The following is a 26,365-nucleotide window of genomic DNA, read 5'->3' on the forward strand; positions in this document are numbered from 1 at the left end:
CTCTCGTTTATGATAATATGCCCGAATATTCTTCAGACACTGAATCCAGACATCTAAAAATTATGCTGCAAAACATTCGAATCGTGCTGGTCGAAACATCGCACACCGGCAACATGGGCTCTGTGGCCCGCGCTATGAAAACCATGGGCTTAACGAACCTGTGGCTGGTTAATCCGCTGGTGAAACCAGACTCTCAGGCTATTGCTCTGGCGGCCGGCGCCAGCGACGTGATCGGGAATGCGCAGATCGTGGACACCCTGGACGAAGCCCTGGCCGGTTGCAGTCTGGTGGTGGGGACCAGCGCGCGCTCCCGTACGCTGCCCTGGCCGATGCTGGACCCGCGCGAATGCGGCCTGAAAAGTATCTCAGAAGCGGAACAGGCGCCGGTTGCGCTGGTGTTTGGTCGTGAACGCGTTGGCCTGACCAACGAGGAACTACAGAAGTGTCACTACCACGTGGCGATTGCCGCCAATCCGGAATACAGCTCGCTGAACCTGGCGATGGCGGTGCAGGTCATTGCCTACGAAGTGCGCATGGCATGGCTGGCGACGCAGGAGAAACCGGTCGAACCTAAAGAAGAGACGGCCTACCCGCTGGTGGACGATCTGGAGCGCTTCTACGGTCATCTGGAGCAGACGCTGCTCTCAACCGGCTTTATCCGTGAAGGCCACCCGGGTCAGGTGATGAACAAGCTGCGCCGTATGTTCACCCGCGCCCGCCCGGAAAGCCAGGAGCTGAACATTCTGCGCGGGATTCTGGCGTCGATTGAGCAGAAGAACAAAGCGTAGTGTCGATTTCCCCCTCTCCCCGTGGGAGAGGGCTGGGGTGAGGGCATCAGGCCGCACCTATATTATGAAGGCACAGAAGGTTAAATACCTGACTAAAACAGTCAAGTAAATAGTTGACCAATTTAGTCAGGAATGTCAGACTTGGCCCTGCTATGCAATACCCCCATTTTACAATAAAAAACCCCGGGCAGGGGCGAGTTTGAGGTTAAGTAAGACATGAGACTGACATCTAAAGGGCGTTATGCCGTGACCGCGATGCTGGACGTTGCGCTCAACTCCGAAGCGGGCCCGGTTCCGTTGGCTGATATTTCTGAACGACAAGGGATCTCCCTCTCTTACCTGGAACAGCTGTTCTCCAGACTGCGTAAAAATGGACTGGTGTCCAGCGTTCGTGGCCCGGGCGGCGGTTATCTGCTGGGTAAAGACGCGGGCAGTATTGCGGTTGGTGAAGTGATTAGCGCGGTTGACGAATCCGTTGACGCGACCCGTTGCCAGGGTAAAGGCGGCTGTCAGGGCGGCGATAAATGCCTGACCCACGCGCTGTGGCGCGATCTGAGCGACCGTCTGACCGGCTTCCTGAACAACATCACCCTCGGTGAGCTGGTGAATAACCAGGAAGTTCTGGATGTCTCTGGTCGTCAGCATAGTCAGGATTCACAGCGCAGCACCCGCACGCAGGACGCCATCGACGTTAAACTGCGCGCGTAATTAAAAAGATAAGTATTCAGAATCAGGCCGGGGTGGTCACACCCCGCGTACTCGGTCGTACATCCAGCCGGTTGCCTGATTCCTTGCATTGAAGCGATGTACGGAGTTTATAGAGCAATGAAATTACCGATTTATCTCGATTACTCCGCAACCACGCCGGTGGACCCGCGTGTTGCCGAGAAAATGATGCAGTGTCTGACCCTGGACGGAAACTTTGGTAACCCAGCTTCCCGTTCACACCGTTTTGGCTGGCATGCTGAAGAGGCGGTTGATATCGCCCGTAATCAGATTGCTGACCTGGTCGGTGCCGACCCGCGTGAAATTGTTTTCACCTCCGGTGCGACCGAATCCGACAACCTGGCGATTAAGGGTGCAGCCAACTTTTATCAGAAAAAAGGCAAGCACATCATCACCAGCAAAACCGAACACAAAGCCGTGCTGGACACCTGCCGTCAGCTGGAGCGTGAAGGGTTCGAAGTCACCTATCTGGCGCCACAGAGCAACGGCATTATCGATCTGAAAGAGCTCGAAGCGGCGATGCGTGATGACACCATTCTGGTCTCCATCATGCACGTCAACAACGAAATCGGCGTGGTACAAGACATCGCGACCATCGGCGAAATGTGCCGCGCGCGCGGTATCATCTACCACGTGGACGCGACCCAGAGCGTGGGCAAACTGCCTATCGACCTGAGCCAGCTGAAAGTGGACCTGATGTCCTTCTCCGGTCACAAAATCTATGGTCCGAAAGGTATCGGCGCGCTGTACGTTCGTCGTAAGCCACGTATCCGCATCGAAGCACAGATGCACGGCGGCGGTCACGAGCGCGGCATGCGTTCCGGTACGCTGCCTGTTCACCAGATCGTGGGCATGGGCGAAGCCTACCGCATTGCAAAAGTAGAGATGGAAACCGAGATGGCACGCCTGCGCACGCTGCGTAACCGTCTGTGGGACGGCGTGAAAGATATGGAAGAAGTGTATCTGAACGGCGATCTCGAGCAGGGCGCGCCGAACATCCTCAACGTCAGCTTCAACTATGTTGAAGGCGAGTCGCTGATCATGGCGCTGAAAGACCTGGCCGTTTCTTCCGGCTCTGCCTGTACCTCTGCAAGCCTGGAGCCATCCTACGTGCTGCGCGCGCTGGGTATGACTGACGAGCTGGCACACAGCTCTATCCGTTTCTCTTTAGGTCGTTTTACTACCGAAGAAGAGATTGACTACACCATCAAGCTGGTTCGTAACTCCATCGGCCGTCTGCGCGACCTTTCTCCACTGTGGGAAATGTTCAAGCAGGGCGTGGATCTGAACAGCATTGAATGGTCACATCACTAATCGGTACATAAGGAGAATTCAATCATGGCATACAGCGAAAAAGTCATCGATCATTACGAAAACCCGCGCAACGTTGGCTCTTTTGACAACAGCGACGAATCTGTTGGTAGCGGCATGGTCGGTGCACCAGCATGTGGCGACGTGATGAAGTTGCAGATCAAAGTCAACAATGAAGGTATCATTGAAGACGCGCGCTTCAAGACCTACGGCTGCGGTTCTGCTATCGCGTCCAGCTCCCTGGTCACCGAATGGGTGAAGGGCAAGTCTCTGGACGAAGCACAGGCAATCAAGAACACGGATATTGCTGAAGAACTCGAACTGCCGCCGGTTAAAATTCACTGCTCAATTCTGGCAGAAGACGCGATCAAAGCCGCCATTGCGGATTACAAAAGCAAACGTGAAGCAAAATAATTGAGGTTTGAGTATGTCGATTACCCTTAGCGACAGCGCTGCCGCGCGAGTAAGCTCTTTTCTGGCGAACCGTGGTAAAGGCTTTGGCCTGCGACTGGGCGTACGTACCTCCGGCTGTTCTGGTATGGCTTACGTACTGGAGTTTGTTGACGAACCGGCGTCTGATGACACCGTGTTTGAAGACAAGGGCGTGAAGGTGGTGGTCGATGGCAAAAGCCTGCAATTCCTCAACGGCACTCAGCTGGACTTCGTCAAAGAAGGCCTGAACGAAGGGTTCAAATTTACGAACCCGAACGTCAAAGACGAGTGTGGTTGCGGCGAAAGCTTCCACGTTTAACCGCGCGTCATCCGAAACCCCACCGTGGCGTTACCCGCTACGCGTGGGGTTTGTTCTGACAGGCTACCCCTGAGATTGTTATGGATTACTTCACTCTCTTCGGACTACCCGCTCAATACCCGATCGATCTCCAGGCGCTGACGGTCCGTTTTCAGGATCTCCAGCGTCAGTACCATCCGGATAAATTCGCCAGCGGGACGCAGGCAGAGCAACTGGCTGCGGTATCACACTCCGCCACCATCAACCAGGCCTGGCAAACGCTGCGTCATCCGCTGGCGCGTGCAGAATATCTGCTCTCGCTTCACGGTTTCGATCTGGCGAGCGAACAGCATACCGTGCGCGACACCGCCTTTCTGATGGAACAACTGGAGCTGCGCGAAGAGCTGGATGAAATTGAACAGGCTAAAGACGAAGCGCGCCTGGAAAGCTTTATCACGCGCGTAAAGGGCATGTTCGATACCCGCCATCAGCAGATGGTGGAGCAACTGAACAACGAGACCTGGGACGTGGCGGCAGACACTGTGCGCAAACTCCGTTTTCTCGATAAACTGCGAAGCAGTGCTGAACAACTCGAAGAAAAGCTGCTCGATTTTTAATTTCGGAAGCAATTATGGCCTTATTACAAATTAGTGAGCCTGGCTTAAGTGCCGCACCGCACCAGCGTCGTCTGGCGGTCGGTATTGACCTGGGCACCACCAATTCCCTCGTGGCGACCGTGCGCAGCGGCCAGGCGGAAACGCTGGCTGACGAGCAGGGGCGCCATCTGCTGCCTTCTGTAGTCCACTACCAACAGCAGGGTCACGCGGTCGGGGTTGATGCCCGCGCTAACGCCGCGCGCGATCCGGCCAATACCATCAGCTCGGTTAAGCGCATGATGGGCCGCTCGCTGGCTGATATCCAGACCCGTTACCCGCATCTGCCGTATCAGCTACAGGCCAGCGAAAACGGCCTGCCGATGATCGCGACGTCAGCCGGTTTGCTGAACCCGATTCGCGTTTCTGCTGACATCCTTAAAGCGCTGGCGGCACGCGCCACAGCGACGCTCGGCGGCGATCTGGACGGCGTGGTGATCACCGTTCCGGCCTATTTCGACGATGCACAGCGTCAGGGCACCAAAGACGCCGCGCGTCTGGCGGGCCTGCACGTGCTGCGTCTGCTGAACGAACCGACGGCGGCGGCGATTGCCTACGGCCTCGACTCCGGTCAGGAAGGGGTGATCGCGGTTTACGATCTCGGCGGCGGGACGTTCGATATCTCAATCCTGCGCCTGAGCCGCGGCGTGTTCGAAGTGCTGGCGACCGGCGGAGATTCCGCGCTCGGCGGCGATGACTTCGACCATCTGCTGGCAGATTACATCCGCGAGCAGGCGGGCATCAGCGATCGCAGCGATGCGCACGTGCAGCGTGAACTGCTGGATGCGGCCATCGACGCCAAAATCGCCCTGAGCGATGCACAGTCCGTCAGCGTGAACGTCGCAGGCTGGCAGGGTGAGATTACCCGCGATCGGTTCAGCGAACTGATTGCGCCTCTGGTTAAGCGTACGCTGCTGGCCTGCCGTCGCGCATTGAAGGATGCAGGCGTTGAGGCTGACGAGGTGCTGGAAGTGGTCATGGTTGGCGGCTCAACCCGCGTGCCGCTGGTACGCGAGCGCGTGGGGGAATTCTTTGGCCGCACGCCGTTGACCTCTATCGACCCGGACAAAGTGGTTGCCGTGGGTGCCGCTATCCAGGCCGATATCCTGGTCGGCAACAAGCCGGACAGCGAAATGCTGCTGCTGGACGTCATCCCGCTGTCTCTGGGTTTAGAAACCATGGGCGGCCTGGTGGAGAAAGTCATTCCGCGTAACACCACCATTCCGGTGGCGCGCGCGCAGGAGTTCACCACCTTCAAAGACGGCCAGACCGCGATGTCCATCCACGTGATGCAGGGCGAGCGTGAGCTGGTGCAGGACTGCCGCTCTCTGGCGCGCTTTGCGCTGCGCGGAATTCCAGCGCTGCCTGCGGGCGGGGCGCATATTCGCGTCACCTTCCAGGTGGATGCGGACGGCCTGCTGAGCGTCACGGCGATGGAAAAATCGACCGGTATCGAGTCGTCTATTCAGGTTAAGCCGTCCTACGGCCTGACCGATGGCGAAATCGCCTCCATGATTCAGGACTCAATGAGCTACGCCGAGCAGGATGTGAAGGCGCGTATGCTTGCGGAACAAAAAGTTGAAGCCGCACGCGTGCTGGAAAGCCTGAACGGCGCGCTCGCTGCCGATGCCGCGCTGTTAAGCGCCGCTGAGCGCCAGGTGATTGACGACGCTGCCGCGCGCTTAAGCGCCGTGGCCGAAGGCAATGACGCTGACGCGATAGAAGAAGCCATTAAAAACGTTGATAAACAAACCCAGGACTTCGCTGCTCGCCGCATGGACAAATCTGTCCGCGTCGCGCTGAAAGGCCAGTCCGTGGACGAGGTTTAATATGCCAAAGATTGTAATTTTGCCTCATGCGGACCTCTGTCCGGATGGCGCTGTTCTGGAAGCGAAGACCGGTGAAACCATTCTCGATGTAGCCCTGCGTGCAGGTATCGAAGTGGAACACGCCTGTGAAAAATCCTGTGCCTGCACCACCTGCCACTGCATCGTGCGTGAAGGTTTTGACTCTCTTGCCGAGAGCACCGAAGACGAAGACGACATGCTGGATAAAGCATGGGGTCTGGAGCCAGACAGCCGCTTAAGCTGCCAGGCTGCGGTGACCGATGAAGATCTGGTCGTGGAGTTCCCACGCTACACCATCAACCACGCACGCGAGCATTGATATGGGACTGAAGTGGACAGACAGCCGTGAAATCGGCGAAGCGCTCTACGACGCGAACCCGGATCTCGATCCGAAGACCGTACGATTCACCGACATGCATCAGTGGATCTGCGATTTAGAGGATTTCGACGATGATCCCAACGCATCCAATGAAAAAATTCTGGAGGCGATTCTGTTAGTCTGGTTAGATGAAGCAGAATAAATAACAAAACGGGCTGCCTTCAGGCGGCCCGTTTGCTAGTTGCTAATAAGGAAAAATAAAATGACCGAAGCGATGAAGATTACGCTCTCGAATCAGCCTGCCGACGCGCGCTGGGGCGAGAAAGCCACCTACAGCATTAATAACGACGGCATTACCCTGCACCTGACGGGCAACGATGATTTGGGCCTGATCCAGCGCGCCGCGCGTAAGATTGACGGCCTTGGCATTAAGCATGTGTCGCTGGAAGGGGAAGGGTGGGACACCGACCGCAGCTGGGCGTTCTGGGCAGGCTACAAAGGGCCGAAAGGCACCCGTAAAATTGAGTGGGCGAACCTCGACGAAGCCGGTCAGAAAGAGCTGGAAAGCCGCCTGAACATTATCGACTGGGTGCGCGACACCATTAACGCACCGGCGGAAGAGCTGGGGCCGGAACAGCTGGCGCAGCGCGCCGTTGACCTGCTGTGCGGTGTGGCGGGCGAAAAGATGTCCTACCGCATCACTAAAGGGGAAGACCTGCGCGAGCAGAACTACATGGGTATCCACACCGTGGGCCGTGGCTCAGAGCGTCCTCCGGTGCTGCTGGCGCTGGACTACAACCCAACCGGCGACAAAGAAGCGCCGGTCTTTGCCTGTCTGGTCGGGAAAGGCATCACCTTCGACACCGGCGGCTACAGCCTGAAGCAGAGCGCATTCATGGACTCCATGAAGTCCGACATGGGCGGCGCGGCGACCATTACCGGCGCGCTGGCCTTCGCTATCACCCGCGGCCTGAACAAGCGCGTGAAGCTCTACCTGTGCTGCGCGGATAACATGGTGAGCGGCAACGCCTTCAAGCTGGGTGACATCATTCGCTACCGCAACGGTAAAAACGTTGAGGTGATGAACACCGACGCCGAAGGCCGTCTGGTGCTGGCCGATGGCCTGATCGACGCCTCTGCGCAGAAGCCGGAGCTGATTATCGACATGGCGACCCTGACCGGCGCGGCGAAAACTGCGCTGGGTAACGACTATCACGCACTGTTCAGCTTCGACGACAAGCTGGCCGCTCGCCTGCTGGCCAGCGCGGCGGCGGAAAACGAACCGTTCTGGCGTCTGCCGCTGGCCGAGTTCCACCGCAGCCAGCTGCCGTCTAACTTCGCCGAGCTGAACAACACCGCGAGCGCAGCGTACCCGGCGGGGGCAAGCACCGCAGCAGGCTTCCTGTCTCACTTCGTTGAGAACTACCATGAAGGCTGGCTGCACATTGACTGCTCCGCAACCTACCGTAAAGCGGCGGTTGAGCAGTGGTCTGCGGGTGCGACCGGTCTGGGCGTGCGTACCGTAGCGAACCTGCTGACGGCTGAGTAATGCTCTTTGCCCTCACCCTAACCCTCTCCCCATGGAAGAGGGCAGGGGTGAGGGGGAAATTCGACATCTGGAATTGTTATGTCAGAAACCAAAAACGAATTAGAAACCGTGTTGGAGCAGGCGGCGACCGAGCCCGCCCACCGTCCGGCCTTTTTCCGCACGCTGCTGGAATCCACCGTCTGGGTGCCGGGCACCGCAGCGGAAGGGGAGCAGGTTGTCGAAGACAGCGCGCTGGATCTGCTGCACTGGGAGAAAGACGACGGCACGTCGGTGATCCCGTTCTTTACCTCGCTCGAGGCCTTGCAGGAAGCGGTAGAAGACGAACAGACGTTCGTGGTGATGCCGGTGCGCACGTTGTTCGAAATGACCCTGGGGCAGACGCTGTTCCTCAACGCCAAACTACCGACCGGGAAAGAGTTTACTCCGCGCGAAATCAGCCATCTGATTGGTGACGAGGGCAACCCGCTCAGCACTCAGGAGGTGCTGGAAGGGGGCGAAACGCTGCTGCTTTCTGAAGTGGCCGAGCCGCCCGCGCAGATGATTGACTCCCTGACCACGCTGTTTAAAACCATCAAGCCGGTAAAACGCGCGTTTCTCTGCTCGATCAAAGAGAGCGCTGACGAAAAGCCTGTTCTGCTGATAGGGATTGAGGCCGACGGCGATATCGACGAGATCATCCAGGCGGCGGGAAGCGTGGCAACCGACACCCTGCCGGGCGATGAGCCGATTGATATCTGTCAGGTGAAGAAAGGTGAGAAGGGGATCAGCCACTTTATTACCGAGCACATCACCCCGTTCTACGAGCGTCGCTGGGGCGGCTTCCTGCGCGATCTCAAGACCAACCGCATTATCTGATTACAGCGGGGTGATCTTCACCCCGTTGCTTCCAGCAGCAGTAAATCCATCAGCAGCACCAGATTCGACTCAAACGACGTTACCCCTGCGGCTTCGGCTGCGAAATGTACCGCTTCGTCATAGAGGGCAAAATGCACGTCCGCCATACCCCCCAGCGTATTGGCCGACGCGCGGGTAAACGCGACGATCGTCATGCCGACGTTTTTGGCGATCCGCGCTTTATCCAGTACCTGCTCCGTTTCGCCGCTGCGTGAAACGGCAATAAACACCTGATAGCGCGCGGCGTTGCTGAGAAAAATATTCCGGCTGTCTCCCGGCCCGGAGATGAAGGCCGTTTTTCCCAGCACCTGCAACTTCTTGGTCAGGTACTCGGCAAAAAGGTACGAAAACCCGGCGCCGTAGAGAAAGAAGCTCTCTTTCTGGCGCAGCAGGCTGGCAAACTGCTGGCGTTTGTCCTGAGTGACCCACTGGAAGGTCTGCTGATAGTTGGCAACGAACCGGGTAAAAAGCGCGGGCATTTCCGCATGTTGCCCAGGCTGTACGGTGATATGCGGCGTGTCAGAAAGCAACTGCTTGCAGTGCCAGATAAACTCGCTAAAGCCGCTAAACCCCAGCTTCTGGCACAGCCGCATAATCGTCGCGGTAGAGACAAATGTCGCCTGCGCCAGCTCGCGCACCGTGATGTTGCCCACCAGCAATGGATGCTCAGTGAGGTGGGCGAGGACGCGATACTCCGCGCGGGTCAGCGACGACCCGCGCGTTAACAGCGTTGCCAGGCGGTTATCCATTATTTCGCCGGTTCAACCGGCAGATCGTCCCGTGCACCCCATTCACTCCAGGCGCCGTCGTACAGGGTCACGTCATTTGCGCCAAGGGTTGCCAGCGCCAGGATCACCACGCAGGCCGTTACGCCGGAGCCGCAGCTTGCAATAACCGGACGATGCAAATCCACGCCCTGACGTTCAAAAATGGCACGCAATTCATCGGTGGTTTTCAGCTCGCCTTCAAACACCAGATCGCCCCACGGCACGTTCAGCGCCCCCGGGATATGTCCTCGTTTCAGTCCCGGTCGCGGCTCGTCCGCTTCTGCGTTGAAACGTGGAGCGGGACGCGCATCGACGATTTGCGCCGTGTTTTCGTGGCTCACGACCAGCACGTCGGTCAGGCGCTTGACCACGTTAGCGTCAAACGTGGCATCAAATTCCCCTTCCGGCAGCGTGACGTCACCCTGCTGAAGCGGTAGTTCGTCGCGCTTCCAGCCTGCAAGTCCGCCCGCCAGAATCGATACCTTTTCCACGCCGAAGTTTTTCAGCATCCACCACGCTCGCGGCGCGGAAAACAGATTACCTTCATCGTAAACAACAAGATGTTTATCTTTGCTGATGCCCAGCTCGCGCATCGCCACGGAAAACGCTTCCGGGCGAGGCAGCATGTGCGGCAGGGAAGAGGTGTGATCGGAGAGGGCTTCGATATCAAAAAATACCGCGCCAGGCAGGTGCCCTGCCCGGTATTCAGCGGGAACGTCACGATGCTCCTGGCCCGGAGGGGCCATGCGCGCGTCGATAATCTGAACTTCCGGGTCGTCGCCGTGCTCAATCAGCCAGTCGGCAGCGACAAAATATGAGGTGGACATGGTTGCCTCCATTCTTTTCCGTAAAAAAGGATTGTCGGTGTTTTTTCTGACACCGACAAGCTCACCACGTTCAACTCGCGAGCAAGCCCCTATTTATTCACCGCTTCACCGTCCTGCCAGGCCTTTTGCAGCGCAGGCCAGTAGTCGCGGTTGGCTTCGATCATCTCATCCAGAATCGCTTTCGCGTGCTCCATGGTCGGCACGGTGCGGTTCAGAGTGAACGCCTGCAACGCTTTCTCGTAGCTGCCTTCGATGGTTGCCTCAACCAGCAGCTGTTCAGAGGCCAGCTGCTGTTGCAGGAGCGTCTGGTGGAACAGCGGCACCAGACCCACGCGGACAGGCTCCGGCCCTTCGGAAGTGATATAGGCAGGCACTTCCACCACCGCATCGTACGGCAGGTTGGTAATCGCCCCGCGGTTTTCCACCATCACCAGATGGCGTTGGCGCAGGTTGAATGCCAGCGAGCAGGCGACATCGACGATAAATTCGCCGTGAACACCTACGTGGAAGGCGTCCGGTAAGATCCCGCTGCGCTGGTACTCTTCGGCGGCGGCGAACAGCTTTTTCTCGCGCCCGTTCATCACTTCGTTGGCGCGGGTATAGTCCGGGTTTTGATGCTCCACAATCTGGTTTGGCATCAGGTAGTACTGTAGATACGGGTTCGGCAGGTACTCCGGGAAGTTATCCATAATCGGCTTGATGTTGCGCCAGGTTTTCACCCATGACGGATCGGAATGCTGCGGGTCGGTTTTTGCGGCATCTTCCGTCAGCAGGCCAAACTTCGCGATATGCTTACGCAGCGCCGGGAGCTTGTCTTCGCCGTCCACCAGCACGCGGGTAAACCAGCCGAAGTGGTTTAGGCCAAAATAGTCCACCTCCAGTTTATGACGATCCACGCCCAGAATGGCACCCATATTGCGCATCGCGGCAACCGGCATATCGCAGATGTTCAGCACGCGTGCGTTGGGGCGCAGGCGACGCACGCCCTCAGCGACAATCGCCGCCGGGTTGGAGTAGTTCACGATCCAGGCTTTCTCGTGCGCGTAGCGATCGACCAGATCGATAAGCTCCACCATCGGCAGGATCGTGCGCAGGCCATATGCCAGCCCGCCGGGCCCGCAGGTCTCCTGGCCGACCACCCCGTGGCGCAGCGGAATTTTTTCCTCCTGCTCGCGCATTTTGTACTGCCCGACGCGCATCTGGGCGAAGACAAAATGCGCGCCGCTAAAGGCCACTTCTGGGTCGCTGGTGACCGTAAATTTGATGCTCTGGCTGTGGTCGCGAATAACCTTCTCCACCACGGGCGCGATGGTGTTCTGGCGCGCCTCGTCAATGTCATACAGGCGGATCTCTGCCAGAGGGAAATCGTGCAGACGCACCATGAGGCTTTTCACAATACCTGGCGTGTAAGTGCTACCGCCGCCAGCAATCGACAGAATAAATGGGGGTGTAAACATCTTTAGCTCCTTTCAGAGAAACGTCTCAACGGCTTCTCGCATTTTTTTGACATGCAGCCCGTAGACCACCTGAACGTTGTTACCTTGTTTGATTATCCCTTTCGCGCCGGTCGCTTTCAGGCGCGGTTCGTCGATGATGGCGACGTCCTTCACCGTGACGCGTAAGCGGGTGTAGCAGTTATCCACTACCTCTATATTTTCCCGACCGCCCAGACCCACAACGATCGATTCGCCCAGCCCGTCGTTATTGCCCTTCGCCTGGTACTCCTGCTTGCTGTAAAGGCGTGTCTCCTGGTCCTCATCTTCACGCCCCGGCGTTTTCATGTTGAAGCGCAGGATCAGGAAGCGGAATACCACGAAATAAAGAGCGAACATGATCAGCCCGACCACGATGTACATGGGCCAGTTGGACTTCTCCGTGCCGAGCGGCAGGTTGTAGAGGATGAAATCGATAATCCCGTTGGCGCCGATGGCGTGAACGCCAAACAGCGAGAACAGCATCATGCCGATACCGGTCAGCACCGCATGCACCACGAACAGCAGCGGGGCGACAAACAGGAAGGAGAACTCAATCGGCTCGGTTACGCCGACCAGCAGCGAGGTCAGCGCCGCCGGGATCAGAATCGCTTTCGCCGCCGCTTTACGCTCTGGCCTGGCGGTCATATACATCGCCAGCGCCGCGGCAGGCCAAACATTTTGCTGATGCCGCGCGCATCCCACACCACGGTACTGCTGAGCTGCTTCACGTCCGGGCAGGCCATCTCGGCGAAGTAGATATTGCGCGCGCCCTGGTAAGCCGTACCGCACACCTCCTGCGTACCGCCCAGTTCGGTATACAGGAACGGCGTATAGACCAGATGATGCAGGCCCGTCGGCACCAGAATGCGTTCAAGGAAACCGTAGATCGCCACGCCAAACGGACCGGACCCTTTGATCGCCAGCGCCAGGGCGCTTATTCCATGCTGTGCGTACGGCCAGAGTTCGCTCATGATCACGCCGAGCAGCATAGAGACAGGCAGCATTACAATCGCGACAAAGCAGTGGCCGGAGTAAATCGCCATCGCGCCGTTAAACTGGACACCGGAATATTTGTTGTACAGATAACCGGAGAGCGCCCCGGTCAGGATCCCGGCGAAAACGCCCATTTCCAGCACCTGGACGCCCAGCACCATGCTTTGTCCGGCGGCTTTCATCTGTTCCGCAGGGGCCAGTTCCCCCTGAAGCTGTAACGTCACGTTCATGGCATTGATAAACACGATAAAAGTTACCAGCCCAATCAGCGCCGCGTAGCCTTTGTCTTGGGTTGCCAGTCCAATGGGGATACCAACGGCAAACACCAGCGCCAGGTTGACCAGCACCGACACGGCAGACTTGGCGATCAGCTGGCCGACACTCTGGATCAGCGGGTGGCCAAGAAACGGCAGGTACTCGGCCAGATTGCCGTTACCCAGCACATTCCCAAAGGCGATAAACAGGCCTACGATGGGTAAGATAAGTACAGGTCCGTAAAGTGATTTTCCGAAATTTTGTAGGGCGTTCACGGCTCGTTTCATGGCTTTCTCTCTTATTGAACCGCGCACTCAGGGTGCGTCATGGTCATAAAACTAGCAGGCCTGATGCGAGCTTATCCAGCTATCTTCTTGTTTTAAAAACAAATGACGTGAAAGGTAACATGTGACGTTATGCGCTGTGATCGCGGTTCCATCACGGCGTAGCGGCGTGATGCCATTCTGCGAGGTGCTTTCCAGATTATAAAATTGGACTTTTTGTATTAACGAAACTTGCGGATAATACTTATCCGGACGATGACCAACAGGCCCCTCAGGCCAGGGATACAGGATGAAACCGTTTCGCTTAGCTGCGATCTCTCTCGCGCTGCTCACCACCTTTACGCTTGTCGGCTGTGATAACAGCGACGACAAACCTCAGGCCGCTGCCCCCGCAGCGTCTACTGCATCAGAAAAGAAAACCCCGGCAACACCGGATCCTGAAAAGCTGGCTAAGCTGGCCGCGCAGAGTCAGGGTAAGGCGTTGACGCTGCTGGATGCCTCTGAAGTGCAACTCGACGGCGCCGCGACGCTGGTTCTGACCTTCTCTGTACCGCTGGATCCCAGCCAGGATTTTGCGAAAACGGTACATGTGGTGGATAAAAAAAGCGGCAAAGTGGACGGCGCCTGGGAACTGGCCCCCAATCTGAAAGAGCTGCGCCTGCGCCATCTGGAGCCGAATCGTAATCTGGTTGTCACCGTCGAACGTGATTTGCTGGCGCTGAACAAAGCGACATTCGGCATTGACTATGAAAAAGCGATCACCACCCGGGATGTTGAACCGACGGTCGGATTCGCCAGCCGCGGATCGCTGCTGCCGGGTAAAGTGGTGGAAGGGTTGCCGGTGATGGCGCTCAACGTCAACAATGTGGACGTGAACTTCTACCGCGTTAAGCCGGAGTCGCTGGCCTCGTTTGTCAGCCAGTGGGAGTACCGTAACTCGCTGACCAACTGGGAATCTGACAATCTGCTGAAGATGGCGGAACTGGTCTACACCGGCCGTTTCGACCTCAACCCGGCGCGCAACACGCGTGAAAAACTGCTCCTGCCGCTCAAAGATATTAAGCCGCTCCAGCAGTCTGGCGTCTATATCGCCGTGATGAATCAGGCTGGTCACTATAACTACAGTAACGCCGCGACGCTCTTTACCTTAAGTGATATTGGGCTGTCCGCTCACCGTTATCATAACCGCCTGGACATCTTCACCCAGAGTCTTGAAAACGGTGCGGCGCAGTCAGGCGTGACCATTACCCTTCTGAACGATAAAGGGCAGACTCTGGCCGAGGCGAACAGCGACGCCGATGGTCATGCGAAACTGGAAACCGATAAAGAAGCCGCGCTGATCCTGGCCAGTAAAGATGGCCAGACCACGCTTCTTGATCTCAAACTTCCGGCGCTGGATCTGGCGGAGTTTGATATCGCCGGTAACCCGGGTTACAGCAAACAGTTCTTTATGTTTGGCCCGCGCGATCTCTATCGTCCGGGTGAAACGGTGATCCTGAACGGCCTGCTTCGCGACAGCGATGGCAAACCGCTTCCCGAGCAGCCGGTAAAACTTGACGTGCTGCGTCCGGACGGCCAGGTAGCGCGTACGGTCGTTGTGCAACCTGAGAACGGCCTTTATCGCTTCAACTATTCGCTTGATAGCGGCGCCCAGACCGGCATGTGGCATATTCGCGCGAATACGGGGGATAACCAACAGCGCATGTGGGATTTCCACGTCGAAGATTTTATGCCTGAGCGCATGGCGCTGAATCTGACCGGGCAAAAAACGCCGGTTTCCCCGCAGGAGGATGTGGACTTTAACGTTGTGGGCTATTACCTGTACGGCGCGCCAGCTAACGGCAATTCTCTGCAAGGCCAGCTTTTCCTGCGTCCGCTACGTGACGCGGTGCCTGGGCTGCCTGGCTTCCAGTTCGGTGATATTGCCGAGGAGAACCTGAGCCGCAGCCTGGATGAAGTACAGCTTACGCTGGACGAACAGGGGCGCGGACAGGTTACCACCGAAAGCCAGTGGAAAGAGGTGCACTCGCCGCTGCAACTGATTTTGCAGGCCAGCCTGCTGGAATCAGGTGGGCGTCCGGTGACGCGTCGTGCTGAGCAGTCCATCTGGCCGGCGGCTGAGCTGCCGGGTATTCGCCCTCAGTTCGCCAGCAAGGCGGTTTACGACTACCGCACCGATACTACCATCAACCAGCCGATCGTCGACGAGAACGGCAACGCCAGCTTCGACATCGTCTATGCCGATGCCAGCGGAGCCAAAAAGGCCGTTTCCGGATTACAGGTACGACTGATTCGCGAGCGTCGTGACTACTTCTGGAACTGGTCCGAGAGTGAGGGCTGGCAGTCTCAGTTTGATCAAAAAGATCTGGTTGAGGGCGAGCAGGAGCTAAACCTCAAGGCCGATGAAACCGGTAAAGTCACCTTCCCGGTGGAGTGGGGCTCATACCGTCTGGAAGTGAAAGCCCCTGATGACATGGTCAGCAGCGTGCGCTTCTGGGCAGGCTACAGCTGGCAGGATAACAGCGACGGCACCGGGGCCGCGCGCCCTGACCGCGTGACGCTGAAACTGGATAAGCCATCCTATCAGCCAGGCGATACCATCCAACTGCACATCGCCGCGCCGGCCGCAGGCAAGGGCTATGCGATGATCGAGTCCAGTGAAGGGCCGCTGTGGTGGAAAGAGATCGACGTACCGGCTAACGGTCTGAATCTCGCTATCCCGGTCGACAAGGCCTGGAAACGTCACGATCTCTATCTCAGCACGCTGGTGGTTCGTCCTGGCGATAAATCAAAATCCGCCACGCCAAAACGGGCGGTTGGCCTGCTGCATCTGCCAATGGGGGACGAAAATCGTCGCCTGAACATCGCACTGGATAACCCGCAAAAAATGCGTCCGAACCAGACGCTTTCTGTGAAAGTGAAAGCCAGCGTAAAAGAGGGGGCTGTGCCACAGAAGGTGAACGTGCTGGTCTCGGCTGTCGATAGCGGCGTGCTGAACATTACCGACTACGTCACGCCGGATCCGTGGCAAGCTTTCTTCGGTCAGAAGCGCTATGGCGCGGACATCTATGATGTTTACGGCCAGGTGATTGAAGGTCAGGGACGTCTGGCCGCACTGCGCTTTGGCGGAGACGGCGATGAACTGAAACGCGGCGGTAAGCCACCGGTGAACCATGTCACCATTATTGCCCAGCAGGCGCAGCCGGTTACGCTTGATGCCAACGGCGAAGGTACCATCACGCTGCCGATTGGCGATTTCAACGGTGAACTGCGTCTGATGGCGCAGGCCTGGACGGAAGACGATTTCGGCAGCAGCGAAAGCAAAATCATTGTGGCGGCTCCGATTATCACCGAGCTTAACACGCCGCGGTTCCTCGCAAGTGGCGATACCTCCCGCCTGACGCTGGACCTGACTAACCTGACTGACCAGCCGCAAACGCTGAGCATTGCGTTAACCGCAGCCGGTAAGTTGTCGCTCGAAGGTGCTCAGCCAGAGCCGGTTAAGCTGCCGCCTGGCGCACGTAGCACCCTGTTTATACCGGTGCGTGCCCTGGAGGGCTATGGCGATGGGCAAGTGACTGCTCAGGTGACGGGCCTTCAGCTCCCAGGTGAGACGTTTGCGCCGCAGCAGAAGAGCTGGAAAATTGGCGTGCGTCCCGCATTCCCGGCGCAAACCGTGAATACGGGCACGATGCTGAATCCTGGCGAATCCTGGAGTGCGCCAGCACAGCATATCGAAGGTTTCTCGCCTGCCACGCTACAGGGGCAGCTGTTGCTCAGCGGTAAACCACCTTTGAACCTGGCGCGCTACATACGTGAACTTCAGGCCTATCCGTATGGATGTCTTGAGCAGACCACCAGCGGCCTGTTCCCGTCCCTCTACACCAACGCGGCACAGCTGAAGGCACTGGGCATTAAAGGCGATACCGACGATAAACGCCGTGCGGCCATTGATATCGGGATCTCCCGTCTGCTGCAAATGCAGCGTGACGATGGCGGTTTTGCCTTGTGGGATAAAAACGGCCCGGAAGAGTACTGGCTGACCGCCTATGTCACGGACTTCCTGGTGCGGGCAGGGGAGCAGGGTTACAGCGTGCCTGCCGAGGCGGTGAATAACGCCAACAGCCGACTGCTGCGCTATTTACAGGATCCGGGCATGATGTCCATCCGCTACAGCGACGACACCCAGGCCAGCAAATTTGCTGTCCTGGCGTATGCTTCGCTGGTGCTGGCGCGTCAGCAAAAAGCGCCGCTCGGTGCGCTGCGTGAAATCTGGGAGCGCCACGCTCAGGCTGCTTCCGGGCTTCCGTTGATGCAGCTGGGCATGGCACTCAAACTGATGGGGGATGCACCGCGCAGCCAGCAGGCGCTGGATCTGGCTCTCAAAACACCCCGTAACGACAGCCGAAACTGGATGGCGGATTACGGCAGCCAGCTGCGTGATAATGCCCTGATGCTCTCGCTGCTGGAAGAGTACAAGCTGCTGCCGGATGCTCAAAACAGGCTGCTGAACGCGTTATCTGAAGACGCGTTCAGCCAGCGCTGGCTGTCTACCCAGGAGAGCAATGCGCTGTTCCTGGCCGGACGATCACTGCAAACCTTGTCAGGTGCGTGGCAGGCAACGACCTCCCTCTCTGAACAGACCCAGAGCAGTGATAAAGCGCAGGTAGAAAACCTGAACGGCGATCAGATTGGTGCGTTGCAGATGACGAATACCGGCACTACGCCGCTGTGGGTACGATTGGATACTACTGGCTATCCGGAGTATGCGCCTCAGCCATCCTCGAATGTCTTGCAGATTGAACGTCATATCCTGGCGACAGATGGCAGCAGCAAGTCGCTCTCTTCTCTGAAGAGCGGTGAACTGGTTCTGGTATGGCTGGAAGTGAAGGCCAGCCAGAACGTGCCGGATGCGCTGGTGGTGGATCTGCTCCCGGCAGGTCTGGAGCTGGAAAACCAGAATCTTGCGAGCAGCAGCGCCAGCTTGCAGGACAGCGGCAGTGAAGTGCAAAACCTGCTGAATCAGATGCAACAGTCTGATATTCAGCACATGGAATTCCGCGACGATCGCTTTGTGGCCGCGGTGCCGGTCAATGAAGGTCAGCCGGTCACGCTGGTTTACCTGGCCCGTGCCGTTACGCCGGGAACCTACCAGGTGCCTGTTCCGATGGTCGAGTCCATGTACGTTCCGCAGTGGCGGGCAACGGGGGCGGCCAGTGGCCCGCTGATCGTTGTTCCGTAAGATGCGGATAGCACGCCTGATTCGCTCCCGCTGGCTGTGGCTGGCGGGAGCGCTTCTCGTTTCAGGGGGGCTGATTGTCGTCGCTGACCGCGTGTGGCCGTTGCCCCTGAAAGAGGTCAACCCTGCGCGAGTGGTGGTGGATGAGCAGGGTGTTCCGTTGTGGCGTTTTGCCGACAGCGAAGGCATCTGGCGCTATCCGGTTACCATTAAAGAGGTTTCCCCACGCTATCTTGAGGCGCTGATCCAGTATGAAGATCGCTGGTTCTGGGATCACCCGGGCGTCAATCCGCTATCTGTAATGCGTGCCGCCTGGCAGGATCTCACCTCCGGGAGAGTGGTTTCTGGCGGGAGCACGCTTACCATGCAGGTGGCACGCCTTCTGGATCCGCATCCGCGAACCTTTGGCGGTAAAATTCGTCAGCTGTGGCGGGCGATGCAGCTGGAATGGCATCTCTCCAAGCGTGAAATCCTGACGCTGTATCTGAACCGTGCCCCGTTTGGCGGCACGTTGCAGGGCGTGGGCGCGGCAAGCTGGACTTACCTTGGCAAACCGCCGTCTCAGCTGAGCTATTCCGACGCGGCGCTGCTGGCTGTACTACCACAAGCACCCAGCCGTCTGCGCCCGGACCGCTGGCCGGAACGTGCCGAAGCGGCGCGGAACAAAGTACTCGACCGCATGCTGACTCAGGGCGTCTGGTCTGAGAAGCAGGTGAAAGAGTCCCGTGAAGAGCCGGTCTGGCTGGCCCCCCGGCAGATGCCGCAACTGGCGCCGCTCTTTTCCCGCATGATGCTGAGTAAAAGTCGTGACACAAAAATAGTCACCACGCTGGATGCAGCATTGCAACGACAGCTTGAAGAGCTGGCAATGAACTGGAAATCACGCCTGCCCGCCCGCAGTTCGCTGGCGATGATCGTCGTGGATCATACATCCATGAAAGTGCGTGGCTGGGTAGGCTCGGTAGATATCAATGATGACAGCCGTTTCAGCCACGTAGATATGGTCAATGCGATCCGATCGCCGGGATCGGTTCTCAAACCATTCATCTATGGCATGGCGCTGGACGATGGTCTGATCCATCCCGCTTCGTTATTACAGGATGTTCCAAGAAAAACGGGGGATTATCGTCCCGGCAACTTTGACAGCGGCTTCCATGGGCCGGTCAGTATGAGCGAAGCCCTGGTGCGTTCCCTCAACCTGCCTGCGGTGCAGGTTCTGGAAGCGTACGGCCCAAAACGTTTTGCCGGAATGCTGAGCAACGCGGGATTACCGCTCATTCTGCCTGCGGGGGCACAGCCCAACCTCTCTCTGATCCTGGGGGGCGCAGGCGCACGCCTGGCTGATATCGCTGCCGCCTATAGCGCCTTTGCGCGTCAGGGTAAGGCGGGCCGGCTGCGTTTACAGCCGGGCGATCCGCTGATCGAACGTCCGCTGTTATCGCAGGGGGCGGCGTGGATTATTCGTCGCATTCTCGCTAATGAAGCACAGCCCCTGCCGGACAGTGCGCTGCCCCAGGTTGCGCCGCTGGCGTGGAAAACGGGCACCAGCTATGGCTACCGGGATGCCTGGGCCATCGGCCTGAATGCCCGCTATGTCATCGGAATCTGGACCGGACGCCCGGACGGCACGCCCGTTGCCGGGCAGTTTGGTTTCGCCAGCGCGGTACCGCTCCTGAATCAGGTCAATAACATGCTTCAGTCCCGCTCGATGGTGGATGAAGCGCGCCTGCCGCGCGATCCGCGTCCCGCAAGCGTAGGACGGGGCGTGATTTGCTGGCCGGGGGGCCAGTCCCTGCCTGAAGGGAGCGAAAACTGTCGGCGTCGGCTGTCAACCTGGCTGCTGGAAGGCAGTGAACCGCCTACGCTGCTGCTGCCGGAACAGGAAGGTATTCGCGGGATCCGTTTCCCGGTCTGGCTGGATAAAGAAGGCAAACGCGTTGCGGCGGATTGTCCTGATGCGACAGAAAAAGTGCTGGATGTCTGGCCGCTGCCGCTGGAGCCCTGGCTGCCTGCTGCCGAAAAACGGGCTGCTCGTCTCCCCGCCCGTTCAGCAATTTGCCCTCCGCTGGATAACCATAATGCGGCGCCGCTGATGTTGTCAGGCGTCAGAGAAGGGGCGGTAATTAAACGTCTTCCAGGTGAGAAAAATATTACCCTCAATGTTTTAACCAGCGGCGGGGAGGGGCAACGATGGTGGTTTTTGAATGGCGAACCGCTGGACGGGCATCAGAAGAATTATTCACTGCAATTATATTTGCCTGGTAAATATCAATTAATTGTATTAGATGAAACAGGACAAACGGTGACGGTGAATTTTGAATTAGATCGCTAAGTGTTACTCCTCAAGAGTTAGCTTGATAATTATCAATATTCGTTCCTGAAAAAAAACGAGAATGCGTTTTTATTTGAAGGAACGAGCAATGAAAAAAAATAAACATCAGGGAGAAGGGCTTATTCCCGCCATATCCCGGCGTCATTTTATTCAGGCAGGGTCGGCGCTCGCCGCCCTGCCGTTTGTCGTCAAAACCGGCAAAGTACAGGCACAGGACGCGGCGGTTTCAGACGCTACGCCTGAAGAAAAAGTGGTGCAAACCTGTAGTACGTTTGACTGCGGCGGCAAGTGTGATATTCGTGCTCACGTCAGTGATGGCGTTGTGACCCGAATTTCAACGCGACCGGATAACGCGCTGGATCCGCAGATGCCAGTGATGCGCGCCTGCGTTCGTGGTCGGGCTTATCGGAAATTTGTTTATCATCCCGATCGGCTTAAATATCCAATGAAACGCGTGGGTAAACGTGGCGAAGGAAAATTCGAACGTATTACCTGGGATGAAGCCACCACCCTTATTGCGAATCAATTAAAAACTATTACGCAAAAATACGGTGCTGCGTCACGCTATGTTCATGTGGGCACCGCGGTGTCCGGCGGGACCTTTTCCGGCGATAAAATGGTTCGTCGTCTGCTCAACTTAACCGGCGGCTATCTCGAAAGCTATCACTCGGTCAGTATGGGTAACACGGCGGCGGCAACGCCGTATACCTATGGCACCGCCGCCAGCGGCAGCTCTCTGGACACGCTGCTGGACACCAAACTGGTCATTCTCTGGGGGCATAACCCGACGGAAACCATCTTCGGGCACAGCAACCACTTCTACCAGAAGATGAAGCAAAACGGCACGCGCTTTATCGTTGTTGACCCACGCTATTCCGATACGGTTTCCTCCCTTGCCGATCAGTGGATCCCATTGCTTCCTGCCACGGACAACGCCCTGATGGACGCGATGATGTATGTGATCGTCACGGAGAATCTGCACGATCGCGACTTTATTCAACGCTACACCCTGGGCTTTGACGAAGACGCCATGCCAGAAGGCGTTCCGGCCAATGAATCCCTGATGGCTTACCTGAGCGGTGCAAAGGATGGCGTGGCGAAAACGCCCGAGTGGGCAGAGAAAATCACTCACGTGCCTGCACAAACTATTCGTCAGCTGGCGCGCGACTACGCAACCACCAAACCCGCCGCGCTGATCCAGGGCTGGGGACCGCAGCGTCACAACTGCGGCGAGCGCACCGCGCGCGGCTCGACGATACTGGCCACGCTGACGGGTAACGTTGGGGTGAAAGGCGGCTGGGCAGCAGGCTATGGAGGCTGCGCAAACCGCAAATTTGCGGCCGGGCCAGAGATGCCGGACAACCCGGTCAAAGCCAAAATTTCGGTCATGAACTGGGTGCAGGCTGCTGATGATGCTTCTAAGGTAACCGCGGAAGATGGCCTGAAGGATGCTGAGAAGCTGGACAGCAATATCCGCATCCTGTTCTCGCTGGCGGGCAATTATCTGGCTAACCAGAACCCGGATCTTCATCAGGCAACCCGTGTCCTGGAAGACGAGTCGAAAATCGAGTTTATCGTCGCAAGCGATCTGTTTATGACGCCTAGCGCCAGATACGCCGACCTCCTTTTGCCGGAAACCAGCTTTATGGAACGCTGGAATATCGGCGAAACCTGGGGCACGGCAAGCTATCTGATCCTGTCAGAAAAGCTCATTGAACCTGAATTTGAACGCCGTTCAGACTACGACTGGCTGCGGGAGGTCGCTGCTAAGCTTGGCGTCGAGCCAGCGTTCAGCGAGGGCCGTGACGAAAAAGCGTGGATTGAGCACATCTGGGAGCAGACGCGGCTGTCCATGCCGGATGAAAACCTGCCGGACTTCGCGACGCTACAGAAGACGCGTCAGCATCTTTTCAAAAGCGCGCCGTACGTTGCCTTTGAAGACAACATTCGCGATCCGCAGAATCATCCGTTCCCGACGCCGTCCGGAAAAATTGAGATCTTCTCGAAGCGTCTGTACGACATGCATCACCCGGAAATTCCGGCGCTGTCGCACTACGTGCCTGCCCATGAAGGGCCGGAAGACGAGCTGGCGAAAACCTTCCCGCTCCAGCTGATCACCTGGAAAGGGAAAAACCGCGCTAACTCCACCCAGTACGCCAACCCGTGGTTAATTGAGGCGCAGCAGCAAAAGCTGTGGATCAACCCGCAGGATGCGCAAAAGCGCGGCATTGCGCAGGGGGATACCGTGCGTATTCATAACGCGCGCGGCATTTGCGAGATCCCGGCGGAGGTCACGCCGCGCATCATTCCAGGCGTGGTGGCCATGCAGGCAGGCGCCTGGTGGCAGCCGGACGAGCAGGGTATCGATAAAGGCGGCTGCGCGAACGTGCTCAGTTCCGCCCGTATTACTGCGCTTGCGAAAGGGAATTCCCATCAAACTATGCTGGTGGAGGTAGCTAAAGCATGAGTCAGTTTAAACATTACGCACCGGTGAGCGACAAACAGCTGGGTTTTTATATCGACTCTTCTCGCTGCTCGGGCTGCAAGGCATGCCAGGTGGCGTGCAAAGATAAAAACAACCTTGAGGTCGGACGTCGTTTCCGTCGCGTTTACGAAGTCAATGGCGGGAATTTCATCCCAACCGGGCAGGGCGGCGTCAGCAACAATGTGTTTGCCTACACGCTCTCTATTTCCTGTAACCACTGTGCAGACCCAATCTGCACTAAAAACTGTCCGACCACGGCGATGCACAAGCGTCCGGGAGACGGCATTGTGCGCGTTGATACTGATAAGTGCGTCGGCTGCGGCTACTGCGCATGGTCTTGCCCTTACGGCGCGCCACAGCTCAACGAGCAGACCGGGCAGATGTCCAAATGTGATTTCTGCGTGGATCTCCAGGCGAAGGGAGAGCAGCCCGTCTGTGTGGCAACCTGTCCACTCGAAGCGATTAAATTCGGGCCGATTGATGAACTGCGGGCGAAGTATGGTGCGGTCTGTGATGTGAAAGGCCTGCCTGATTCCTCCATCACCAAACCAAACCTGGTGATCAAAGCGCATCAGGGCGCAGAGAAAGAGGGGAAACGTCATGCATGAGTTACCGCTGCTGATTTTTACGTTGTTCCTGCAAGGATCGGTTGGCGTTACGCTGTGGCTGGCGTTCGGAAGCACGCAACGCAGCGTGCTGCTGCCGGCAGCCGGAGCGTTTGTGCTGGCGAGCCTGGGGCTGCTCGCCTCCGCGCTGCACATGGGCTATCCGCTTAATGCTCTTAACGCGCTGCGCCACGTATCCAGCTCCTGGCTGAGCCGTGAGATTATCTTTGCCAGTCTTTATCTTGCGGCGCTTGGCTTCGCAACGCTGCTGATGATTGTCAAAAAGCCTGGCTGGAAGCCACTGCTGGTTGTGGCAGGTCTGGTAGGTCTGATCGACGTGTTCTGCATGGCGCAGATCTACATGCACGCATCCGTGGTGACATGGCAGCATGTTAACACTCTGGTGCTGTTTATCGGTTCGGTGGGGATTATCGGTTCAGCCTGCATGGTCGTTGGGACGCGTTGCCAGTCAACCGTGCGTGCGGCGGTTGTCATTATCACGCTGCTGGTGCTTGTGCGTCTGGTGATGCAGCCCGTCTGGCTGGCAGATATTACGGCTATGGACCACACCGTGGTGACGTTCCCTCACGCACCGCTACAGATGCTGGAGCAACTGCGAACCGTTCATCTGCTGAGCTGGTGCGTATCCGTTGCGGGTATGCTGTGCTTTGCTGCGGGCGGCTTAAAAGCGGCGCGAGGCACAATGCTGTTGGGCAGCGCTTTGCTAATTGTGGGTGAGCTGATGCTGCGCTTTGTTTTCTTCAGTATTGGCTGATGGGCGGATTAACCTTTGCCCCGGCGATGGACGTGACGCATGCGTGCGTCCGTCGCCGTTTTCGCCACTCTTCCTGCCTCGCCTGCGCGGACGTCTGTCCCGTGCAGGCTTTTTCTTTTACCGACACCGGCGTCTCGGTTGATGACAGCCGCTGTATTGAATGCGGTGACTGCCTGTTCGTCTGCCCCGCTGGGGCCATCACCGGCATCACGCCGCGAAAACGCTTTCTGAGTGGCGATACGCTTGTTGGGCCGTTTACTGATCGTGCGCCAGGGGTGAATGAGCTTCTGCTGTGGCACGCGCAGTACCACGTTCGTTTTATCAGTATCGACGCGGAGCAGAATCCTGACTGGTTGCTGGCGATTGCCCGGCTGAATCTGGCGCTTCGTCGACGCGGCGAAGCGGCGTGGGCGTTTAAACATATACCCGTCAACGAGGTTAATACCGCCCGGCGTGCGCTGATGCGCGTTCCCCGTGAGGATGTCCGGGTCTGTAGCGTCGTGCCCGGTCAGCGTGAGCTGCGCAGGGCGTTTTCTGCGTTTAGCGAGGCAGAGATAACTCTCGATACCGACTCCTGCGTACTCTGCGGCGCGTGCTGGCGGAGTTGTACGGAAAACGCGATTCGGTTTGAGAACGCTGAACTGGTCGTGGAAACCGGACGCTGTACGGGGTGCGGCGGCTGCGAAGCGGTATGCCAGCATGGGGCGATAAACGTGACGCAAACAGAAGGAACAGCGAAAAGCGTGACCATACCGGCATATGAAGCCGTTTGCCTGACGTGCCACCGTCATTTCTGGTCATTTACGTCTGATGAAAAGCAGTGCCCGCTCTGTTTTCATCATCAACACGGTATGCGAAATACGAGCTGTTGCTAATCTTCGTCTCATTTTAAAAAAATGTTATGCATAACCATAGGCAATGGCGCTATTGCTCTTTATAATCCGCGCCACACCATACTCAGGTATGCAAAAACAACAGAACATTTTACAGAGGTTATCAATGGCTATTGAACGTACTTTTTCCATCATCAAACCAAACGCGGTGGCAAAAAACGTTATTGGCAGCATCTTCGCTCGCTTTGAATCAGCAGGGTTTAAGATCGTTGGCACCAAAATGCTGCACCTGACCGTTGAACAGGCTCGCGGTTTCTACGCTGAGCACGAAGGTCGCCCATTCTTTGACGGTCTGGTCGAGTTCATGACTTCTGGCCCAATCGTGGTATCCGTACTGGAAGGCGAAAACGCGGTACAGCGTCACCGCGATCTGCTGGGTGCAACCAACCCGGACAACGCGTTGGCAGGTACTCTGCGCGCCGACTACGCAGACAGCTTCACCGAGAACGGCACCCACGGTTCCGACTCTGTTGAATCTGCTGCGCGCGAAATCGCGTTCTTCTTCGCTGAAGGCGAAGTGTGCCCGCGCACTCGCTAATAATTTCGTAAATGCCGCGTGCAAACGTGGCATCCCTGCGCCAGACTTTGTACAATGCAACGCCCCGGACGAGCCGACTG

General features: G+C 57.4%; 21 protein-coding genes and 1 pseudogene. 18 read left to right on the top strand and 4 right to left on the bottom strand.

Going from position 1 to position 26,365, the window contains the following annotated elements:
* The first annotated feature begins 62 nt into the window (after positions 1-62).
* The 11 genes from trmJ to sseB all read left to right on the top strand — a co-directional run bounded on the left by trmJ (position 63) and on the right by sseB (position 8,778).
* On the top strand, positions 63-788 hold the full coding sequence (gene trmJ / locus ACOTYB_RS06185) for a tRNA (cytosine(32)/uridine(32)-2'-O)-methyltransferase TrmJ (RefSeq protein WP_003860666.1): 726 nt from the start codon (positions 63-65) through the stop codon (positions 786-788).
* Positions 789-1,004: 216 nt separating this feature from the next.
* Positions 1,005-1,496 (top strand): Fe-S cluster assembly transcriptional regulator IscR, encoded by a 492-nt coding sequence (gene iscR, locus ACOTYB_RS06190; RefSeq protein ID WP_003860665.1) that lies wholly within the window; start codon positions 1,005-1,007, stop codon positions 1,494-1,496.
* Between the two features lie 117 nt (positions 1,497-1,613).
* On the top strand, positions 1,614-2,828 hold the full coding sequence (gene iscS, locus ACOTYB_RS06195) for an IscS subfamily cysteine desulfurase (protein ID WP_220153283.1): 1,215 nt from the start codon (positions 1,614-1,616) through the stop codon (positions 2,826-2,828).
* Between the two features lie 24 nt (positions 2,829-2,852).
* Positions 2,853-3,239: a Fe-S cluster assembly scaffold IscU gene (gene iscU, locus ACOTYB_RS06200; RefSeq protein WP_003860661.1), complete on the top strand. Its 387-nt coding sequence runs from the start codon at positions 2,853-2,855 to the stop codon at positions 3,237-3,239.
* Positions 3,240-3,252: 13 nt separating this feature from the next.
* Complete coding sequence (gene iscA / locus ACOTYB_RS06205) at positions 3,253-3,576, top strand: iron-sulfur cluster assembly protein IscA (protein WP_003860659.1); 324 nt, start codon at positions 3,253-3,255, stop codon at positions 3,574-3,576.
* Between the two features lie 80 nt (positions 3,577-3,656).
* A complete protein-coding gene (hscB, locus tag ACOTYB_RS06210) occupies positions 3,657-4,172 on the top strand; it encodes a co-chaperone HscB (protein ID WP_003860657.1) in 516 nt (171 codons plus the stop codon).
* Positions 4,173-4,186: 14 nt separating this feature from the next.
* Positions 4,187-6,037 (top strand): Fe-S protein assembly chaperone HscA, encoded by a 1,851-nt coding sequence (gene hscA / locus ACOTYB_RS06215; RefSeq protein WP_126524753.1) that lies wholly within the window; start codon positions 4,187-4,189, stop codon positions 6,035-6,037.
* Position 6,038: 1 nt separating this feature from the next.
* Entirely contained in the window at positions 6,039-6,374 is a 336-nt protein-coding gene (gene fdx / locus ACOTYB_RS06220) for an ISC system 2Fe-2S type ferredoxin (RefSeq protein ID WP_003860652.1), read from the top strand.
* A gap of 1 nt (position 6,375) precedes the next feature.
* On the top strand, positions 6,376-6,576 hold the full coding sequence (iscX, locus tag ACOTYB_RS06225; RefSeq protein ID WP_003860650.1) for a Fe-S cluster assembly protein IscX: 201 nt from the start codon (positions 6,376-6,378) through the stop codon (positions 6,574-6,576).
* Between the two features lie 60 nt (positions 6,577-6,636).
* The gene (pepB, locus tag ACOTYB_RS06230) at positions 6,637-7,923 is read left to right on the top strand and encodes an aminopeptidase PepB (protein WP_003860647.1); all 1,287 of its coding nucleotides are present in this window, start codon (positions 6,637-6,639) and stop codon (positions 7,921-7,923) included.
* Between the two features lie 78 nt (positions 7,924-8,001).
* Entirely contained in the window at positions 8,002-8,778 is a 777-nt protein-coding gene (sseB, locus tag ACOTYB_RS06235) for an enhanced serine sensitivity protein SseB (protein ID WP_409248813.1), read from the top strand.
* Between the two features lie 17 nt (positions 8,779-8,795).
* Here sseB and ACOTYB_RS06240 read toward each other — a convergent pair whose 3' ends face one another.
* From ACOTYB_RS06240 to ACOTYB_RS06255, 4 genes and pseudogenes are all read right to left on the bottom strand, one after another.
* Positions 8,796-9,566 (bottom strand): MurR/RpiR family transcriptional regulator, encoded by a 771-nt coding sequence (locus ACOTYB_RS06240; protein WP_022651594.1) that lies wholly within the window; start codon positions 9,564-9,566, stop codon positions 8,796-8,798.
* Positions 9,566-10,411 carry a 3-mercaptopyruvate sulfurtransferase gene (gene sseA / locus ACOTYB_RS06245; protein ID WP_022651593.1) on the bottom strand — a complete coding sequence of 282 codons (846 nt, stop codon included), beginning with the start codon at positions 10,409-10,411 and terminating at the stop codon, positions 9,566-9,568. Before sseA ends, ACOTYB_RS06240 begins: the two co-directional genes overlap by 1 nt.
* An 89-nt stretch (positions 10,412-10,500) precedes the next feature.
* On the bottom strand, positions 10,501-11,868 hold the full coding sequence (locus ACOTYB_RS06250; RefSeq protein WP_421765775.1) for a 6-phospho-alpha-glucosidase: 1,368 nt from the start codon (positions 11,866-11,868) through the stop codon (positions 10,501-10,503).
* Between the two features lie 12 nt (positions 11,869-11,880).
* A pseudogene (locus tag ACOTYB_RS06255) lies at positions 11,881-13,421 on the bottom strand (PTS transporter subunit EIIC).
* A gap of 286 nt (positions 13,422-13,707) precedes the next feature.
* Here ACOTYB_RS06255 and ACOTYB_RS06260 point away from each other — a divergent pair.
* From ACOTYB_RS06260 to ndk, 7 genes are all read left to right on the top strand, one after another.
* The gene (locus tag ACOTYB_RS06260) at positions 13,708-18,660 is read left to right on the top strand and encodes an alpha-2-macroglobulin family protein (RefSeq protein ID WP_220153282.1); all 4,953 of its coding nucleotides are present in this window, start codon (positions 13,708-13,710) and stop codon (positions 18,658-18,660) included.
* A gap of 1 nt (position 18,661) precedes the next feature.
* Positions 18,662-20,989, top strand: a complete 2,328-nt coding sequence (pbpC, locus tag ACOTYB_RS06265; RefSeq protein ID WP_220153281.1) for a peptidoglycan glycosyltransferase PbpC — start codon at positions 18,662-18,664, stop codon at positions 20,987-20,989.
* Between the two features lie 88 nt (positions 20,990-21,077).
* Complete coding sequence (locus tag ACOTYB_RS06270) at positions 21,078-23,456, top strand: DMSO/selenate family reductase complex A subunit (RefSeq protein ID WP_023325065.1); 2,379 nt, start codon at positions 21,078-21,080, stop codon at positions 23,454-23,456.
* Positions 23,453-24,082, top strand: a complete 630-nt coding sequence (locus ACOTYB_RS06275) for a DMSO/selenate family reductase complex B subunit (RefSeq protein WP_003860631.1) — start codon at positions 23,453-23,455, stop codon at positions 24,080-24,082. The genes ACOTYB_RS06270 and ACOTYB_RS06275 overlap by 4 nt, the downstream gene beginning before the upstream one ends.
* Positions 24,075-24,854, top strand: coding sequence for a dimethyl sulfoxide reductase anchor subunit family protein (locus ACOTYB_RS06280; RefSeq protein WP_220153280.1), 780 nt, complete (start codon positions 24,075-24,077; stop codon positions 24,852-24,854). Before ACOTYB_RS06275 ends, ACOTYB_RS06280 begins: the two co-directional genes overlap by 8 nt.
* A complete protein-coding gene (locus tag ACOTYB_RS06285; RefSeq protein ID WP_220153279.1) occupies positions 24,854-25,729 on the top strand; it encodes a 4Fe-4S binding protein in 876 nt (291 codons plus the stop codon). The genes ACOTYB_RS06280 and ACOTYB_RS06285 overlap by 1 nt, the downstream gene beginning before the upstream one ends.
* 124 nt (positions 25,730-25,853) lie before the next feature.
* Positions 25,854-26,285 carry a nucleoside-diphosphate kinase gene (gene ndk, locus ACOTYB_RS06290; protein ID WP_003860625.1) on the top strand — a complete coding sequence of 144 codons (432 nt, stop codon included), beginning with the start codon at positions 25,854-25,856 and terminating at the stop codon, positions 26,283-26,285.
* Positions 26,286-26,365: the final 80 nt, after the last annotated feature.

This window comes from Enterobacter cloacae complex sp. IR5450 (genome assembly GCF_049238665.1).
Lineage (GTDB): Bacteria > Pseudomonadota > Gammaproteobacteria > Enterobacterales > Enterobacteriaceae > Enterobacter > Enterobacter hormaechei_C.